The 15,323-nt window shown below is 61.5% G+C and carries 15 protein-coding genes; 6 read left to right on the forward strand and 9 right to left on the reverse strand.

All coding sequences use genetic code 11. The features are described from left to right. Positions 1 to 144 precede the first annotated feature (144 nt). Positions 145 to 825, forward strand: coding sequence for a TIGR00153 family protein (locus tag BSP75_RS15990; RefSeq protein ID WP_042059563.1), 681 nt, complete (start codon positions 145 to 147; stop codon positions 823 to 825). Between the two features lie 25 nt (positions 826 to 850). Next, complete coding sequence (locus tag BSP75_RS15995) at positions 851 to 2,116, forward strand: inorganic phosphate transporter (protein WP_042658053.1); 1,266 nt, start codon at positions 851 to 853, stop codon at positions 2,114 to 2,116. A 94-nt stretch (positions 2,117 to 2,210) separates the two neighbouring features. Here BSP75_RS15995 and BSP75_RS16000 read toward each other — a convergent pair whose 3' ends face one another. Further along, on the reverse strand, positions 2,211 to 4,667 hold the full coding sequence (locus tag BSP75_RS16000; protein WP_075113845.1) for a bifunctional aspartate kinase/homoserine dehydrogenase II: 2,457 nt from the start codon (positions 4,665 to 4,667) through the stop codon (positions 2,211 to 2,213). Next, positions 4,667 to 5,839, reverse strand: coding sequence for a cystathionine gamma-synthase (gene metB / locus BSP75_RS16005; RefSeq protein ID WP_075113846.1), 1,173 nt, complete (start codon positions 5,837 to 5,839; stop codon positions 4,667 to 4,669). The genes BSP75_RS16000 and metB overlap by 1 nt, the downstream gene beginning before the upstream one ends. A 210-nt stretch (positions 5,840 to 6,049) precedes the next feature. Here metB and metJ point away from each other — a divergent pair, with 210 nt between their 5' ends. Continuing rightward, the gene (gene metJ, locus BSP75_RS16010) at positions 6,050 to 6,373 is read left to right on the forward strand and encodes a met regulon transcriptional regulator MetJ (RefSeq protein WP_005343046.1); all 324 of its coding nucleotides are present in this window, start codon (positions 6,050 to 6,052) and stop codon (positions 6,371 to 6,373) included. Positions 6,374 to 6,448: 75 nt separating this feature from the next. On the opposite strand, the gene BSP75_RS16015 is transcribed toward metJ, so the two are convergent. From BSP75_RS16015 to nudE, 3 genes are all read right to left on the reverse strand, one after another. Continuing rightward, positions 6,449 to 7,720 (reverse strand): aromatic amino acid transport family protein, encoded by a 1,272-nt coding sequence (locus tag BSP75_RS16015; RefSeq protein ID WP_075113847.1) that lies wholly within the window; start codon positions 7,718 to 7,720, stop codon positions 6,449 to 6,451. A gap of 437 nt (positions 7,721 to 8,157) precedes the next feature. After that, the gene (gene cysQ, locus BSP75_RS16020; protein WP_075113848.1) at positions 8,158 to 8,970 is read right to left on the reverse strand and encodes a 3'(2'),5'-bisphosphate nucleotidase CysQ; all 813 of its coding nucleotides are present in this window, start codon (positions 8,968 to 8,970) and stop codon (positions 8,158 to 8,160) included. Positions 8,971 to 9,007: 37 nt separating this feature from the next. Then, positions 9,008 to 9,616: an ADP compounds hydrolase NudE gene (nudE, locus tag BSP75_RS16025; RefSeq protein WP_075113849.1), complete on the reverse strand. Its 609-nt coding sequence runs from the start codon at positions 9,614 to 9,616 to the stop codon at positions 9,008 to 9,010. A gap of 147 nt (positions 9,617 to 9,763) precedes the next feature. Between nudE and yrfG the strand changes: the two genes are divergently transcribed. Then, positions 9,764 to 10,444: a GMP/IMP nucleotidase gene (gene yrfG, locus BSP75_RS16030; RefSeq protein ID WP_075113850.1), complete on the forward strand. Its 681-nt coding sequence runs from the start codon at positions 9,764 to 9,766 to the stop codon at positions 10,442 to 10,444. A 193-nt stretch (positions 10,445 to 10,637) separates the two neighbouring features. On the opposite strand, the gene BSP75_RS16035 is transcribed toward yrfG, so the two are convergent. The 4 genes from BSP75_RS16035 to BSP75_RS16050 all read right to left on the reverse strand — a co-directional run bounded on the left by BSP75_RS16035 (position 10,638) and on the right by BSP75_RS16050 (position 13,252). After that, positions 10,638 to 10,850: a hypothetical protein gene (locus BSP75_RS16035; protein ID WP_075113851.1), complete on the reverse strand. Its 213-nt coding sequence runs from the start codon at positions 10,848 to 10,850 to the stop codon at positions 10,638 to 10,640. A gap of 127 nt (positions 10,851 to 10,977) precedes the next feature. Next, entirely contained in the window at positions 10,978 to 11,316 is a 339-nt protein-coding gene (locus BSP75_RS16040) for a DUF1294 domain-containing protein (protein ID WP_075113852.1), read from the reverse strand. Then, complete coding sequence (locus BSP75_RS16045; protein WP_075113853.1) at positions 11,313 to 11,903, reverse strand: sugar O-acetyltransferase; 591 nt, start codon at positions 11,901 to 11,903, stop codon at positions 11,313 to 11,315. Before BSP75_RS16045 ends, BSP75_RS16040 begins: the two co-directional genes overlap by 4 nt. A gap of 86 nt (positions 11,904 to 11,989) precedes the next feature. Beyond that, positions 11,990 to 13,252: a DUF4010 domain-containing protein gene (locus tag BSP75_RS16050; protein ID WP_075113854.1), complete on the reverse strand. Its 1,263-nt coding sequence runs from the start codon at positions 13,250 to 13,252 to the stop codon at positions 11,990 to 11,992. A 211-nt stretch (positions 13,253 to 13,463) separates the two neighbouring features. Between BSP75_RS16050 and BSP75_RS16055 the strand changes: the two genes are divergently transcribed. Then, the gene (locus BSP75_RS16055) at positions 13,464 to 14,465 is read left to right on the forward strand and encodes a sulfate ABC transporter substrate-binding protein (protein ID WP_075113855.1); all 1,002 of its coding nucleotides are present in this window, start codon (positions 13,464 to 13,466) and stop codon (positions 14,463 to 14,465) included. Between the two features lie 63 nt (positions 14,466 to 14,528). Next, complete coding sequence (locus BSP75_RS16060) at positions 14,529 to 15,104, forward strand: alpha/beta hydrolase (RefSeq protein WP_075113856.1); 576 nt, start codon at positions 14,529 to 14,531, stop codon at positions 15,102 to 15,104. Positions 15,105 to 15,323: the final 219 nt, after the last annotated feature.

The following is a 15,323-nucleotide window of genomic DNA, read 5'->3' on the forward strand; positions in this document are numbered from 1 at the left end:
TTGGGGGGCAGGATTCGGGTCGCGGGGATATAATGCCCGCGATACAACCAGATTAATTCGCGGTTTAATTGAGTGCGCAGTTCGGTTATCCTGCGCGCCTCATAAAATCGTATCGAGTGTTTTTTCACCGACACAGGTTTGGCCATGCCAGTAAATACTATTTTGGGGCTTTTTGCCAAGTCCCCCATCAAGCCGCTGCAGAAGCATATCGTCAAGGTTCACCAGTGCTCCCAGCAGTTGGTTCCTTTCTTTGATGCCGTTGCCGAAGACCGTTGGGAAGATGCCGAACAGATCCGGCAGCAGATTGCCCAGCTGGAGAAAGAGGCGGACATCCTCAAGCGTGAAATTCGTCTGAAACTGCCTCGCGGCCTGTTTCTGCCGGTTGCGCGTACCGACCTGCTGGAGCTGTTGACCCAGCAAGACAAGATTGCCAACCGTGCCAAGGATATCTCCGGTCGCATGCTTGGCCGTCGCATGGAGTTCCCCTCAGAAATGCGGGCGGATTTCATGGCTTACCTCAAACGTTGTATTGATGCGACCGCTCAGGCCGAGAAAGCGATCGGGGAGCTCGACGAGCTGCTCGAGACCGGCTTCAAAGGACGGGAAGTGGAAATGGTTGCCGAGATGATCCACCAGCTGGATCTGATCGAGGACGATACAGACACCATGCAGATCGGTCTGCGCCAACAGCTGCAAGCGGTTGAGCAGAAGTACAATCCGATTGATGTGATGTTCCTTTACAAGATCCTCGAATGGGTAGGTGACCTGGCAGATCAGGCCGAGCGTGTAGGCGCCCGTCTGGAACTGATGCTGGCTCGTTCGTAATCGACTGACTGGGTAAACACTATTAATGGACATTATCGCGAATTACGGCACCACTCTGGTGCTCGTGGCGGCCTTGTTCGGCTTTTTGATGGCCTGGGGCATTGGCGCGAATGACGTCGCCAACGCCATGGGCACATCGGTCGGCACCAAATCCCTGACCATCCGTCAGGCGATCATCATTGCCATGATCTTCGAGTTTGCCGGTGCCTATCTGGCCGGCGGCGAAGTGACGGCCACCATCCGTAACGGCATCATCGACAGCAATGCGTTTGTCGACAGCCCGGATCTGCTGGTGCTCGGTATGATCGCCTCCCTGCTGGCGGCGGGCGCCTGGTTGATCCTGGCCTCCTACTTCGGCTGGCCGGTCTCGACCACTCACTCCATCATCGGCGCCATCGTCGGTTTTGCGGTGGTGAGCATTGGCCCGGAAGCGGTGCAGTGGAGCAAGTTTGGCGGCATCGTTGGCTCCTGGGTCATCACCCCGGCCATCTCCGGTGTCATCGCCTACTTCATGTTCATCAGCGTGCAGAAACTTATCTTCAACACCGATGATCCGCTGAACAATGCCAAGCGCTATGTGCCGTTTTACATGTTCCTGACTGCGCTGGTGATCTGTCTGGTGACCATCAAGAAGGGGCTGACCCACGTTGGTCTGCACCTGACCGATGGCGAAGGCATTCTGCTCTCCGTTGCCATCTCCATCGCAGTGGCCTTTGCCGGCTGGATCTACATTCGCGGTCAGAAGTACAACCCGCAGGATGACAGCAAGATGCACTTCGCCAACGTGGAGAAGGTGTTCGGCATCCTGATGGTGATCACTGCCTGTGCCATGGCTTTTGCCCACGGCTCCAACGACGTGGCGAACGCCATTGGCCCGCTCTCTGCGGTGGCCTCTATCGTGGCTTCCGGTGGCGAGATCGGCGGCAGCTCCCACATCGCCTGGTGGATCCTGCCGCTCGGCGGTATCGGTATCGTGATCGGTCTGGCGACCATGGGTGAGAAGGTGATGGCAACGGTCGGTACCGGCATCACTCACCTGACCCCGAGCCGTGGTTTCGCCGCCCAGCTGGCGACTGCCGCGACCGTGGTGATTGCCTCCGGCACTGGTCTGCCCATCTCTACCACCCAGACCCTGGTCGGTGCGGTCATGGGGGTCGGTCTGGCGCGCGGTATTGCGGCGCTGAATCTGGGGGTTCTGCGCAACATCGTGGTCTCCTGGGTCATCACTCTGCCGGCCGGTGCCATTCTGGCCATCGTCATCTTCTACGTGCTGCAGGCCTGCTTCTCCTAATCGAAGCGGCATTCAGCAAAAAGCCCGAGTCATCGACTCGGGCTTTTTTATTGTGCGCGGGAGCTGAGGTGCAGCTCCCTTTGCATTATCTGCCTTAGAGGCTGGCGCAGATCTGCCACAGATCGTACTGGATGGCGGCTGCGGTCACTTCGCGACCCGCCCCCGGCCCCTGGATCACCAGCGGGTTGGTGCGGTAGCTGTCGCTCTCGATGGCGAAGATGTTGTCGCACGGCAACAGGTTCGCAAACGGGTGGTGGGGCTCCAGCGCCTCCAGTCCGACCCGCGCCTTGCCGTCATGTTCAAAACGCGCCACGTAGCGCAGCACCTTGCCGAGCCGCTTGGCCCCTTCGAAGGCGGTCTGGATCGGGCCATCCAGCTCTTTCAGCCGGTCCATGAACTGATCGGCGCTCACCTTGCGCAGCGGGACGGGCACCAGATTCTCCAGCTCGATATCGGCCGAGTCGAGCTCGAAGCCCGCCTCTCGCGCCAGAATGAGCAGCTTGCGGCGCACATCCTGACCGGAGAGATCTTCGCGGGGATCCGGCTCGGTCAGGCCATGTTGCCACGCCTCATCCACCAGCTCGGAGAAGGGGCGGCTGCCGTCATACTGCTGGAACAGCCAGGAGAGGGTGCCGGAGAAAATACCCGAGACCCCCTGAATGCGGTCGCCGCTCTGGCGCAGCATCTGGATGCTGGACTGGATCGGCAGCCCGGCGCCCACGGTGGCGTTGTAGCGCCACTGCACCTGATGGTCGCGGCAGGTCTGCTTGATGCGCTGGTAGAACTCGCTGTCGGCGGCACCGGCAAACTTGTTGGCGGCGATGATGTGAATGCCGAGCTGGGCAAAGTCCGGGTAGTAGCGGCTCACCGTCTCGCTGGCGGTCATGTCCAGTGCAATCAGCGCATCGAAGCCGTGTTGCTCAAGCTGGGAGAGCAACTCCGGCCAGATCAGCGGTTTGGGGTTGAAGTTGTCCTGTACCTTGAGGGGATTGAGCCCCTCTTCATCCAGCAGGCCCCCTTCCGAGCTGAACACCCCGTAGAGGGTGAGCGCCAGATTGAGTTCATGTTCCAGCCGTGACTTTTCACGGGCGTAGAGGCTCAGCCAGTGGCCGCCGATATTGCCCTTGCCGAACAGCACCAGACCGACCCGGGTCGGGCGGCTGAACAGGGCGCTGTGCAGAGCGATCAGCAGCGGCTCCAGCACCACCTGACGCAGCACGGCAACCAGACTCAGGCCATCTCGAGCCACCTGGACAAACTCCAGCGGCTGATCCGCCAGCAGCTGATAGAAGCGGTGACACTGCTCGGCGTTGTCGGTGACTCCGGCCCCCACCAGCGCCACCAGACTGTACCCCTCTTTCTGGATCAGGCCAGTGAAGCTCCCTTGCAGCTGGAAGTCGCGCAGCAGCTCGAACGCGCCCTGTGCCACCTCGAGGGTGTAGGCGAGGCGCAGGATCCGGCGATCCGGCTGGCGTTGCAGGGTGAGCGGGTTCAGGCGGTAACGAGCGAGATAAGCCTCGATGGTGGCCACGGTTTGTTCATAGTTGGTCTGCGGCAGCACCTTCAGCTCGATCAGGGCAATCTGATCCACCGAAGAGACGATGCGGGCTCCGCCGGAGCGGGGGGCGCGGCGCAGAATATGGGTACAGCCCTCATCCGGGTTGTAGCTGCAGCGCAGAGTGAGGCGCTGGCGGCTGTCGGCCACCGGTTGCAGAGTTCGCGAGTGGAGTACCGAGGAGCCAAGGCGGGCCAGCTCGTTCGCTTCGGCCAGACTGAGGCGCTCCAGCAGGCGCGCCTCCTTCACCCGGCGCGGGTCTGCGCTGTAGACACCGGCCACGTCGCTCCAGATGGTGGTCGATTCACCGTCCGCCAGCAGGGCCAACAGGCTGGCGCTGTAGTCGGAGCCATTGCGACCGAGCAGCAGGGAGCGTCCCTCCATGTCGGCGGCGATAAAGCCGGTTACCACGATGCGACCGGCATGCTCCGCCAGTCGCGCCTTGAGCAGTTCGCTGGAGAGGGCAGTATCTACCTTGACCAGAGCGCCATCCTCGGCGCGCAGGAAGCTGCGGGCATCGAGCCAGATAGCCTTGTCGCCTCGGCTGGTGAGCAGGGCTGCCAGCAGGCGCGCTGACCACACCTCGCCAAAGGCGAGCAGGCCGTTGCGGGCGAAGCGGTCAAACTGCCCCTCCAGCGTCTTGGCAATCAACTGCATGTCGTCGGCCAGCTGCTTGCTCAGATCGAGCTGCAGTTCCCCTTCCAGCAGGCCGTCGATCAGGCTCTGCTGATAGGCCTGCAGGGCCGAGATGGCTTCACCGGCGGCTTCGTCCCCCGCTTCGGCCAGCTCCACCAGCTGGATCAGCCGGTTGGTGGTCTTGCCCGCGGCGGAGACCACGATCAGTTCATCCCCGCCCACCTGTTGTTCAACGATGCTGGCTACCCGGCGATAACAGACCGGATCCGCCAGACTGCTGCCACCAAACTTGTGGACGTGACGTCGCTTCAACCCTGCTTCTGTGGCCACCGCGATCTCTCCTTGTTGCTGCTGTTCCATTACTTCGCTACCTGTTCTGCCTGCTGCGCCTGTTCAAAAGCCTGAGCCAGATCGGCCACCAGGTCTTCACCGTGTTCAATACCGACCGACAACCGCAGCAGCTGGGCGCTGATACCTGCTGCCTGCTGTGCCGCCGGGGTCATGGCCCTGTGGGTCATGCTGGCCGGATGGGCCACCAGACTCTCCACCCCGCCGAGGGACTCGGCCACCGAGAAGAGGGTGAGGGCCGCGAGGAAGGCGCGAATGCCTGCCTCGCTGCAATCGAGTTCAAAACTTAGCATGGCGCCGAAGCCGGACTGTTGACGGCGCGCAATATCGTGGCCCGGATGGCTCGGCAGGCTGGGGTGATAGATCCGTTTCACCAGCGGCTGCTGTTGCAGGAAGGCGAGAATGCGATCGGTGTTCTCCTGATGGGTGCGCAATCTGGGGGCCAGAGTGCGCAGACCGCGCAGGGTGAGGTAGGAGTCGAACGCCCCGGAGGTGAGCCCCAGACAGTTGGCCCACCACACCAGCGACTCGGCCAGTGCTGCCTCCTTGGCAATCGCCACCCCGCCCACCACGTCGGAGTGACCGTTGATGTATTTGGTGGTGGAGTGGACCACCACGTCGGCACCGAGGGCCAGCGGTTGTTGCAGCAGGGGGGAGAGGAAGGTGTTGTCCACTACCACCTGAGCACCCTCCTCGTGGGCGGCGGCGGCGATGGCGCTGATATCCACCACCCGTAGCAACGGGTTGGAGGGGGTCTCGACCCATACCAGCGCAGGCTTTTGCGCCAATGCGGCGGCCAGTGCGGCCCCGTCACCCTGATCGACAAACTGCACCCGGTAGTGGCCCTTGGCCGCCAGATACTCGAACAGACGCCAGGTGCCGCCGTAGCAGTCGTGGGGGGCGATCAGCAGATCCCCCGCCTTGAGCAGGGCCGTGGTGACCAGATGGACGGCGCCCATGCCGGTGCCGGTGACCACGGCGCCTGCGCCCCCTTCCAGCGCCGCCAGCGCGTCCGCCAGATTGGTGCGGGTCGGATTGCCGGAGCGTGCATAATCGTATTGACGGGGCTCGCCAAAGTCGGCAAAGGTGTAGTTGCTGGAGAGGTAGATGGGGGGCACCACGGCACCGTGCTGTGTGTCTGTCTCAATCCCGGTGCGAACCGCCAGGGTGGCCTTGTGGGTCATGTTACTCTCTCCTTGAACTGTCTCTGGGCGATGGCTGCGTTGCCTGCGCCACGGCGATCCTGCCATTACTGGCCTATGGTGAACCACCTTACGCCAGCACAAAAAAGCCGTCAACACTTCCAGACGTCTAAATGGCTTTGCTGTTGGATTGCCATTAATTTCCTTAAGGGTTAAAATCCGCGCTCACGGCTAAATGAGAACAGGTGAGTCATGGGAACAGAGTGGAACGGCGACTACGTCAGCCCCTACGCGGAACACGGTAAGAAGAGCGAACAGGTCAAGAAGATTACCGTCTCGATCCCGCTCAAGGTGTTGAAAGTGTTGACCGATGAGCGCACCCGCCGTCAGGTGAACAACCTGCGTCATGCGACCAACAGCGAGCTGCTCTGTGAAGCCTTCCTGCACGCTTTCACCGGCCAGCCGCTCCCTTGCGACGAAGACTTGCGCAAGGATCATCCGGATAGCGTCCCCGCCGAAGCGCGCGCCATCATGGAAGCGCTGGGCAAAGAGATCGAAGATTTCGACAAAGAGTAAGCGATTTGCCATGCACAAGAGGCGACCCCAGGGTCGCCTCTTGTCGTTTCAGCAGCCCCGTTCGCGGGGTGGTGCTTATTTCAGCAGGCTGAAGATCAGCGCCGATACCGCCAGCGAACCGGTCAGCAGGATAAAGCCGTTGGTCCAGCCGTGACGGAAGCGGGCCAGCGCCTCCACCTTGTAGATGGCAATCACCGGCATGATGAACAGGATCATGGCGATGACCGGGCCGGAGAGGGTCTCCATCAGTCCCAGAATGCCCGGGTTGATGACGGCGGCGCCCCAGATGGCGAAGAACATCAGGGCGATGCCCAGCTTGTCCGCCTTGGCCAGCGGCAGGCCGGTGGGCTTGGCGATCAGGCTTTTGAGGCTTTCGCGGGCACCGAGGAAGTGGCCGAGGAAGGAGGAGCTGATGGCGATAAAGGCGATCAGCGGTCCCAGAGTCACGATCACCGGGTTGTCGGTGATGTTGGCGAGATAGGAGAGCACTGAGACGTTCTGGGCCTTGGCTTCGGCCAGCTGCGTGGGCGAGAGGCTCAGCACGCAGGAGAAGACGAAGAACAGCACGAAACCCACCAGCATCACTGTGGTGTTGCGTAGGATCAGGCCGCTCTTGGCTTCTGCCTGCTCGCCATATTCACGACGCTGCACGTTGGCAAAGCCGGAGATGGCGGCGGCGTGGCTGAAGGCGAACACGGTGACCGGCAGCGCCAGCCAGACGGTATTGAGGAAGCTGACCCCTTCAAACGCGGTCACTTCCGGCCACTGCCACTGGGGAATGAGGTAGCAGGAGAGCGCCGCCAGAATGGCCGCCAGCGGATAGACCATAAAGGCGAAGGCGCGCAGCATCGCTTTCTCACCCGCCAGCATCACGGCGATCATGGCGAACACCAGCACGCCGGAGAGCATCACCCGATCCGGAGCCGCCATGCCGAGCTGGTTGACCATGAAGCTCTCCACCGTGTTGGTCAGTCCGACCCCGTAGATGAGCAGGATCGGGAAGATGGAGAGGAAGTAGAGCGCTGAGATGAGGCGACCGGCCATCTTGCCGAAATGCTCCTCCGCCACTTCAGTGAAGTCGGCGTGGGGACGTGAAGAGGAGAGCACGAAGCGCGCCAGCCCGCGGTGGGCGAGGAAGGTCATGGGGCCTGCCAGTACCGCGACGATGACGAGGGGCCAGATCCCGCCCAGACCCAGGTTGATGGGCAGGAACAGGATGCCGGCGCCAACGGCGGTACCAAACAGACTGATGACCCAGTGGGTGTCGTGACGGCGCCAGCGGGTGGTGCTGGCCGTGGTGGAGCAGGAACCGGATAGCTCCTTGGTAGCCTCTACAGATAAACTCATTACTAATTCACTTTTTGTCAGTGTTTTAATCTGAGTTCATTGTGGTTTATCGGGATTTAATTCTCAAAAAGCGAGGCTGAAACATATCACTGCCATTGCAGGCTTTAGCCAGTGAGATTGGGAATGGAATCTGGATCACGGAATTCAACAAAACTGAAATTGATCTATTTTGCAAAATATAAAACCAAAATTTTATCTGGTCTCGTTTTTTTATTTTGGCTAATTAGGTGTTTTCAGGATTACATGAAAAATAGCACCATTTCTCACCGACCGATTGTGATGTTTCACTATCATTTTGCTGCTTTGCCAGCGTATCACACTGTTTAAAAGCGCCTTGGGCAGCGGATCACACCGGCCATCACCCCGGACAACGACCCTGAAAAAGCAGGCGGCCATCGGGCCGCCTGCTTGTCTGGTGTGATGACAGCTCTATCCGCCTAGTGGGCCAGAATGCTGCCCCAGGCGAGATCCGGATCCCCCATCACGATAAAGTCCGGGTTCTCCAGCGACTCGGTTTCGTTGTAACTGAGCGGCTGCAACGCCAGGCTGAGGATGCGGCCACCGGCTGCCTCGACGATGCACTGGGCGGCGGCGGTATCCCACTCGCCGGTGGGGCCGAGCCGCACGTAGCAATCGGCTGCCCCTTCCGCCACCAGACAGGATTTGAGGGAGCTGGAACCAAGCGGGATCAGCTCGTAGTTGATGGCCGGGTTGAGACGGCGGGTGAGGTTCTCCAGCTTCTGGCGGCGGCTGATGGCCACCACCAGCGAGTCGGGCTGATCATGCTCGTGGTGCATGGCACTGATGGGCAGCACCTCGCCGTTCACCTCCTTGAAGGCGCCGTAGCCGCGCACCGCCCAGTAGAGCACGTCAGACACGGGGGCATAGATGACTCCGAGCACTGGCACATTGTCCCGCACCAGGGCGATCAGGGTGGCGAAGTCGCCGCTGCCCGCGATAAATTCGCCAGTGCCGTCGAGGGGATCCACCAGCCAATACTGCCGCCAGTTGGATCGCTGGCTGAAGGGGATGTCGGCCGCCTCTTCGGTCAGCACTGGCACATGGGGGGTGAGCGCCGACAGTGCCTGTTTGAGGTAGGCATCGGCAGCAAGATCGGCACTGGTGACCGGGGTCGCATCCTCCTTCAGCTGACGCTCGAACTGACCGCCGTGATAGATGTCGTGAAGGATCCTTCCGGCTTCGCGGGCAATCTCCTTGACCCCCGGCACCCAGGCCAACAACTCCTGCATCTCGTTATCCTCTGTCTGTTAACTGCCCGTCTGCGGGCTACTCTGCCTGCTCCGCCAGCCACTTCTGGGCCAAGAGCAGGGCACTGATGCTGCGCGACTCGGTGAAGTCGGGTCGTGCCAGCAATTCGTCGATCTGGTTCAGCGGCCAGGGGATCACCTCGAGGGGCTCAGGCTCGTCGCCGCTCCGTTGCTCGGGGAAGAGATCCTGAGCCAGCAGGATATCCATCCGGCTGGAGAAGTAACCGGGCGCCAGCGACACCTGCTTGAGCAGGGTCAGGTTATTGGCGCCAAAGCCCGCTTCTTCCATCAGCTCCCGGTTGCCCGCCTCGAAGGCATTCTCGCCCGGGTCGATCAGCCCCTTGGGAAAGCCCAGCTCATAGGAGTGGGTGCCCGCGGCGTATTCGCGCACCAGCAGCAGGGTGTGGGCATCGAACAGCGGCACCACCATGACGGCGCCCCGGTTGCCGCCGCGCATCCGCTCGTAGACCCGCTCTTCGCCGTTGGAGAATTTGAGGTGTAGCGATTCCACCTTGAACAGTCGGCTCTCGGCCACGATATCGGCCTTGAGGATCTCCGGCTTGCTCTTGGGGTGATCCAGTTGGTCGGCTGAGATGTGCTCGGGTTTGCTCTTGTGGGGGTCACTCATCGGACGCTGGCTGCTCGTTAAAAAATCGTGCTTCAAGAGTAAACGACTCTCACACCGAACACCACGGGCCAGGGAGGGCAAAAGGGGAGGAAAAATCCGCTATACTGCCGCTCCATTTCTTCCGCGACACCGAGATCAAGAGGCCCGATGCCACACTCCCGCTCCACCACCTTGCCCTGGCACCAGATAGATACCGTCTTGCTCGATATGGATGGCACCCTGATCGATCTCCACTTTGACAACCACCTCTGGCAGCAGCTGGTGCCGGAGCGTTACGCCGAGCGGCTCGGTCTGCCGCTGGCTGAGGCAAAGGCGCAGATCGAGGTGCACTATCAGGCGGTCAACGGCACCCTGAACTGGTACTGCGTGGATTACTGGAGCGAGACCCTGGGGCTCGATATTCGCGCCCTCAAGCAGGAGCTGCTGGCGAAGATCCAGTGGCGCCCCCACGCCATCCCTTTTCTGGCCGAGCTGCGCGCCGCGGGCAAGCAGCTGGTACTTTTCACCAACGCCCACCCCGCCAGCCTGTCGGTGAAGGACGCGCAGCTCGGTCTTGCCGACCACCTGGATCTGATGGTGAGCACCCACGAGCTGGGCTGGTCGAAGGAGAGCCAGCACTGCTGGCAGGCGCTGGCACAGCGGCTGGCGTTCGATCCGGCCCGCACCCTGTTTGTGGATGACAGCGAGCGGATCCTGCGGGCCGCCGCCGACTATGGCATCGGCTATCAGCTGGCGATCCAGAACCCGGACAGCTGCAAGCCAGAGCAGAGCATTACCGCTTTTCCGGCGATCCGCGATTATGCGGAGTTGCTGCCGCTGACCGTCTGACGGGGCGCCGGGTGTTGGCTGGTGCATGGGGGAGCTCACCGCTTTCCCCGGTATGTTCCGCGATTACGCCGAACTGCTGCCGCTGCCCATCTGAGTAAGCAGAAACGACAGAGGGCTGCATCATGCAGCCCTCTCTCTTTATCTGAACTTCGGTTATCTGAAATCTGGTTATCTGAAGAGTGATGGCGAAAAATTACAGCTCCCGGAACGGGCGCCGCTTCTCCTCTTCGATGACGATTGCCTCCAGATTGGCGACCCGCTCCTGCAGCTCCTTGATGACCAGATCCTGCTTGCCGAGGCGGTCGGTGATGCGGGCATCCCCCATCTGGTAGCGGGCCCGCTTGCCGAGATATCCGAACAATACGCTGATAAATACGATCAGGACTATGCCTGTCCACATGGTCATGTCACGACTCCTTGTCGTTATCAATATGGTCGTCATAAACGGCGAAAACGCTGATGGATCAGCTCTGTTTTCTCATAGCCGCCAACTGGCCGCAATGGGGCCCGTTTCGCCTTTGTGATGCAGTTGGCTATTGTTGCCAGAGTGGTCGTCCGACCCAGAGCGCCCACAGGGTCAGGTGCAGCAGCACGATAAACCAGAAGACCAGCCGATAGCTGCGCTTCTGGGTCTTGTGGCGCAGCCACTGGCGGGCCACCAGTGCCCCCGGCCAGCCGCCGCACAGCTCCAGCAGATGCAGGCGGGATTCGGGAATGCGCCACTCACCGCGCACCGCCTGCCGTTTGTCCCAGGCGTAGGCGGCCACCGTCAGCAGGCTCATGGTGAGCAGCATGGCCAGCGGCCACCACTGCTGCTCGCCGAGCCCGAGCCAGAGGACGGCGCCCAGTGGCAGCAGCGCCAGTACCATCATTGGGCCAGCTCCCAGCAGCGCTCCTCATCCTGCTTGAGGGTGCGGATCACCCTGGCCGGATTGCCCACCGCTACCGAGTCGGCCGGGATGTCACGGGTCACCACGGCACCGGCGCCAATGATGGAGCGCGGCCCTATGGTGACGCCGGGGCAGATAATGGCGCCGCCGCCAATCCAGCAGTCGTCACCGATCCGCACCGGCTTGTTGTAGGCAGTCCAGTTGCGCCGCTCCAGATAGTTCATGGTGTGGGTGGCGGTGTAGATCTGCACGTTGGGGGCCAGCAGCACATGGCTGCCGATGTGCACTTCGCCTACATCGAGAATGGTGACGTTGAAGTTGAAGAAGGTCTTCTCGCCGATATGGATGTTGCGGCCAAACTCGCAGGTAAACGGCGTGCTGATCCAGCAGGAGTCGGGGCAGTGGCCGAAAAGCTCGCGGCAGATCTGCTGGCGCAGAGGGCCATCACCTGCAGGTGAACCGTTGAGTTTGGCCAGCAGCGCCTGACCGCGGATCCGATCGTTGGCTATCTCCTCGCTCTGGCTATCCAGTGCCCCGCCTGCCAGTACCTTGTCCCAGTCGCTCGTCATTGCTACCTCCTCATGCTGCAAGAGGGGGCAGTATACGTGACAAGCGCGAGAGGCGTCAGTCTGTCACTTCTGGCAGATGATCCCCGTCATCCTGCTGGCCAGACGAGGGGCAGGATCAGCAGGGCCGAGACGAAGTAGGGCAGCAGCACTCGTAGCCCCAGGCTGCGACCGCCAATGCCGAGGGCCAGCAACCCCTTCACCAGCGAGTTGACCAGTCCGGCGAGCAGGATGCCGCGAGCGGCCACCTCCAGCGCCAGCTCCTTGTGGGAGAGCTGGGAGAGTGACAAGGTGATGGCGTCCACGTCGGTGATCCCCGATACCAGCGCCAGCAGATAGACCCCGGAGTTGCCCACCTTGTCTTGCAGCAGGGTGGCCATAAAGCCGATCAGCGCCAGCAGCAGGCCGAACTTGATGGCGGTGGCGAGATCGAGCGGGTTGCTGGTTTCCGGTTTTACCGGGCCGTCGGTCAGCTCCTCGCGCTGACGCCAGAACCAGAAGGCAAAGCCGTAGACTGTGGTGGCCAGCAGCAACAGGGGGGCGACGAGGCGCATCGCCAGTTCGCTGTGAATGAGCAGCACCAGTACCAGCAGCCGCAACCACATGGTGGCCCCCGCCAGCAGGATGCCGGTGGCCAGCAGTCGTTCCAGCCCGCCCTGCTCCTTGTTGAGGCGGGCAAACTGCAGGGTGAGGGCGGTGGAGGAGGCCAGCCCGGCCAGTATGCTGGTGAGCACCAGCCCGGAGCGGGTGCCGAGCAGCCGCACCGCGAAGTGGCCACAAAACGAGATGCCGGCGATCACCACCACCATCAGCCAGATCTTGAAGGGGTTGAAGGCATCGAGGGGCCCCATCTCCTCGTTGGGCAGCACCGGCAGCAGCACCAGCGAGATAAGCAGAAAACGCAGGGTGGCGTGGAATTCGGTTTCACTCAGAAACAGCATCCCCTGCTGGATCTGCCCCTTCAAACCCATCAACAGGGCGGCCAGCACGGCGCAGGCGACTGCTTCGCTCGGGCTGAGCAGCACCGACATCAGGCCGAGCAGGTAGGTGAGCAGCATGGCCACCGAGCTGGTGAGACCGAACTCCCCCTGCCAGCGCTGGGCCAGCCAGACCGAGAGGCCGCAGCCGGCCACCACCGCCAGCAGGCCGAGCAGCGGTAGCCAGGGGCCCAGGGTGGGCAACAGCAAACCGCACACCCCGCCAAGCAGGCCGATAAGGCCGTAGGTCCGCATCCCGGCGATGCGCTGGTTATCCCCCAGCTGGCGCACCTGCCAGCCCCGCTCCAGCCCGATGATAAGACCGATGGCCAGCGAGACCAGGGCTCCATTGACGGGTTCGGCGTTGATCCACATGGCGGCTTCCTTTTCGCGTTGTTGCTGCCTGATCCCATGATGGCACAGGGCGTAAGGAGGCAGAGGGGCGTGGCTCACAGAGTCTGCGTCCGGCTCCCGGTGCAAGTGGCTGATATGAGCAAAAGAGATAAGCAAAGAGTTATTTCTTCCTTCTGGGCATAACAACTCCACGGCATGCTGTTCTCAACCCAACAAGATATGGAGAATCACCATGAAACTGCGAATGACCGCCCTGACCCTGCTCTCCCTGCTGGCATTTGGCCAGGCCAATGCCGCCGAGATCCGTTTGCTCAACGTCTCCTACGATCCGACCCGCGAGCTGTTTCAGGAGTACAACGCCGCCTTTGCCAAGGAGTGGAAGGCGAAGACCGGCGACGACGTGGTGGTGAGCCAGTCTCACGGTGGCTCCGGCAAACAGGCCCGCGCCGTGGTGGATGGGCTGGAAGCTGACGTGGTGTCGCTGGCGCTCGCCTACGACGTCAATGCCGTCGCCAAGGCGGGATTGACCGCCACCGACTGGCAGAGCCGCCTTGGCAACAACGCTGCGCCCTATACCTCTACCATCGTCTTCCTGGTGCGCAAGGGCAATCCCAAGCAGATCAAGGATTGGGACGATCTGGTGCGCAAGGATGTCGCCATTGTCACCCCCAACCCCAAGACCTCCGGCGGGGCTCGCTGGAACTATCTGGCCGCCTGGGGTTACGCCCTGAAGAAGAGCGGCAGTGAAGAGGGGGCCAAGCAGTTTGTCGGCGATCTCTACAAGAACGTGAAGGTGCTGGACTCCGGCGCTCGTGGCGCCACCACCAGCTTTACCGAGCGCGGTCTTGGTGACGTGCTGCTGGCGTGGGAGAACGAAGCCCTGCTGGTGCTCGGTCAGACGGGTGCCAGCGACAAGTTTGAACTGGTGGTGCCTTCGGTCTCCATTCTGGCGGAGCCGCCGGTTGCGGTGGTGGACAAGGTGGCCAGGAAGCACGGTACCGAGGCGGTCTCCAAGGCCTATCTCGATTATCTCTACTCTGACGAGGGGCAGCATATTGTCGCCAAACATCACTATCGCCCTAGCAACCCGGCGATCCTGAAGGAGACGGCGGCGCAGTTCCCGCAGCTTGCTCTCTTTACCGTCAAGGATCTGGAAGGGGATTGGGAGAAGGCCCAGAAGAAACACTTCGCCCAGGGCGGTCTGTTTGACCAGATTTATCAACCGGGTGGCTGAGGCTGACAAGCTCTTACCCCATCTTTAGCACTGGCCCCTGTGCCAGCCGATAGGAGCACCAAGATGAACAAGATCCTCCTGGTTCCCGGTCTGCACAACAGCGGGCCGGATCACTGGCAGAGCCGCTGGCACGATCACTTTCCCCACTGGCAGCGGATGACCGGGCTGCCGTGGGACAAGCCGGACCTCAGGGTCTGGAGTGCCAAGCTGGCGAGCAAGCTGAAGAGTCGCCGCAGCCGGGTCCATCTGGTGGCCCACTCCTTCGGCGCGCTGACCGCCATCGCGGCGGCCCGCTTGCAGCCGGAGAAAGTCGCCTCGATCTTTCTGGTGGCGCCCGCCGATCCCGCCCGTTTTGGCATTGCGGATGAGGTATTGGCCGGGCCACTGCAGGTGTCGGCCCAGCTGGTGGCCAGCCGCAACGATCCCTGGATGAGCTTTGAACGGGCCGAATACTGGAGTCGTCAGTGGCAGGTGCCGCTGTTTGATGCCGGTGAAGCGGGCCATATCAATGCCCAGTCCGGTCATGGGGACTGGCTGCAGGGGCTGCATTTGCTGGGTGCTCTCTATCGCCGTGGCGAGCTGGTGGTGACGCCGGTCAAGGTGGCTTCGCCCCGGCCGGTCGAGCTCGGTTTTCGCTAGTTATCTGTGACGTGGTTGGAGGGGTGGCGAACACGTTGTTCGTTGGCGGCTCCACGCCCCCGCTCTTTGAATGCTCCGCTCCGTATTGCTCCATTTCTTAGGTCTTTTATTTATATAAAAGACCTTTTTTTATTTGGATCGCTCTAAAAGCCTTGTCCTACCGTTGTTAGACAAAAAAGTGATTAGCAAAGTCGCAAACGATGTTTGTTGCTGATTGGA

This window comes from Aeromonas sp. YN13HZO-058, from assembly GCF_001921245.1.
GTDB classification, from domain to species: domain Bacteria; phylum Pseudomonadota; class Gammaproteobacteria; order Enterobacterales; family Aeromonadaceae; genus Aeromonas; species Aeromonas allosaccharophila.